Genomic DNA, 2,486 nt, shown 5'->3' with positions numbered 1-2,486 from the left:
ATGGAAAATAATGCTAACTTAAATATAAATTTGGAGAAAAAAAGTATAGTTTTAGGAAGTACATCAAAAGTAAGTGTGAAATTTAAAGAAAAACCAGATGCTGATAGCATTACATTAAAATATAAATGCTATGACATGCCACTAGATACAACTCTAAACTACAATCAATCAACTGGGTCATATGAAGGAACTATCAACTATAATAAAGACCCAGAATATCTAAATGTGTGGGAACTACAGGGTATAACAATAAATAGTACAACTAATCCTAAGACTTTAGACAGACAAGAATTAGAAGCTATGGGATTAAATTTAAAAGATTATGATGTAACACAGGAATGTATAATTGAAGACATAACTTCAAGAAAAGATGTAAGTAAATATATGAGAAAAACTTCTGCTCCTATAACAGAACTTACAGGAAGTGATAGATATGAAACAGCAGTTAAGATAAGTAAAGAAGGCTGGAAAAATGGTTCAGATAAAGTAATTATAATAAGTGGAGATGTAAGTATTGATGGTATTATATCAACTCCACTAGCTACTACATATAATGCACCAATACTTTTGGTTGAAAAAAACAATGTACCAGCCAGTGTAAAAGCAGAATTAAAGCGTCTAAATCCTAAAGATGTAATAATAATAGGAGATGAGAATTCTATTTCTAAAACTACTGCTAATCAAATAAAATCAACTGTAAGTGCTAGTCAAACACGTTTGAATGGTTCTAATAGATATGAGACATCTTTATTGATAGCAAAAGAAATAGATAAAAATCATGATGTAGAGAAAGTATACATAACAAATGCAAATGGTGGAGAAGTAGATGCACTTACTATAGCAGCAAAAGCAGGTCAAGATAAGCAACCAATTATATTAAGTGATAAAGACAGTATTACAAATGATACATATAAGTGGCTACAAAGTGAGGATTTACAAAGTGCTTACTTTATAGGTGGCCCTCAAATGTTATCAACAAATGTTATCAATAAAATAAATGATATAACTAAAGATAGTGTTACTAAAAATAGAGTATATGGAGCAGATAGACATGAAACAAACGCAAATGTAATAAAAACATTCTATACAGAGGATGAATTAGAAGCTGTTTTAGTTGCTAAGTCAGATGTACTTGTTGATGCTTTAGCAGCGGGACCATTGGCTGCTAGTTTAAAATCTCCAATACTTATAACACCAAAGACATATGTGTCTGCATATCATAAGGATAATTTAGAAGCTAAATCTGCCAATAAAGTGTACAAAATAGGAGGCGGATTAACTTCTAAGGTAATGAATTCTATAGCAGCTTCATTGTCTAAGCACAATACAACACCAACAGACCCAGGAACTAGTAATGGAGCTAAGACAGTTATGATTGACCCAGGGCATGGTGGTTCAGATACTGGAACGACAGGCAAACCATTAGGTGGAATTAAAGAAAAAGATTATACTTTAAATACTTCACTTGCAACAACTGAGTATTTACGTTCAAAAGGAATAAATGTAATTATGACTAGAGATACAGATAAGACTTTATCACTTGGAAATAGAACTGCCCTATCTAACTCTTTAAGACCAGATTTATTTACAAGTATACACTATAATGCTTCTGATACAACTGGAAATGGAGTAGAGGTATTTTATAAGCTTGCAGATAAAAATGGTGGAACTACTAAAACTGTAGCTACAAACATATTAAATAGAATTTTAGAGAAGTTTAATCTTAAAAATAGAGGAATAAAAACAAGAACACTATCAACTGACCCTACAAAGGATTACTTGTATGTTTTAAGAACTAATGATATGCCAGCTGTACTTGTAGAATGTGCATTTTTAGATAATGAAAAGGATATGAGTTTACTGAATACATCATCAAAAGTAAAGGACATGGGTACACAAATAGGTAAAGGTATAGAAGAGTCATTAAAATAGTATATAATGAAAATACTTAAAAAACTCAGAATGAATTAATTTATGACTTTAGATTTAGTTTAAATCTATAAATAAAAATATAATTCTGTTAGTGATAAAGACTATGTATAAATTGTTGCATATATAAGTGCAAATAGTGTATATATAGTCTTTTTTGTATTTGAGTTCTGCTTGATAGGTTTAAGGTGTAAGTATAGTAATGTATTTAACTTATCGATATTAATAGGTCGAAGAGAACAATATTTGTATGATGTTTATTCATTGAAATGTATATGTAACACTTAAAATGCAACTTTGAAAAATTAATTTTATTAATTTATAAAAATTTGATATAAAACTCTACAAAATATAATCATTATATGTTTTTATTTGTCTTTTATAGATTTTTTTGGTAATAAATGATATAGTGGAAATGATTAAATATATTTAATTATGTTTATTTTTTGTGATTGTTTATTTTTTGTAACTTAATTTTTAATAAATTTCTTGAAATTTTTTGGGAGATACACTTTGACATACGCTTTAAAAATATTTTTAATAGTAAGATAGGATAA

The 2,486-nt window shown here is 28.4% G+C and carries 1 protein-coding gene; it reads left to right on the top strand.

Features of this window, described 5'->3' with window-relative positions; genetic code table 11:
* Nucleotides 1-1,932: N-acetylmuramoyl-L-alanine amidase (locus tag KGF50_RS21140; protein ID WP_227849884.1), on the top strand; the 1,932-nt coding region annotated here is incomplete at its 5' end.
* Nucleotides 1,933-2,486: the final 554 nt, after the last annotated feature.

This window comes from Clostridioides sp. ZZV15-6598, assembly GCF_020657705.1.
Classification (GTDB): domain Bacteria; phylum Bacillota; class Clostridia; order Peptostreptococcales; family Peptostreptococcaceae; genus Clostridioides; species Clostridioides difficile_F.
The sequence above is the reverse complement of the archived record's forward strand: the minus strand, read 5'-3'. Positions and strand labels throughout refer to the sequence as shown.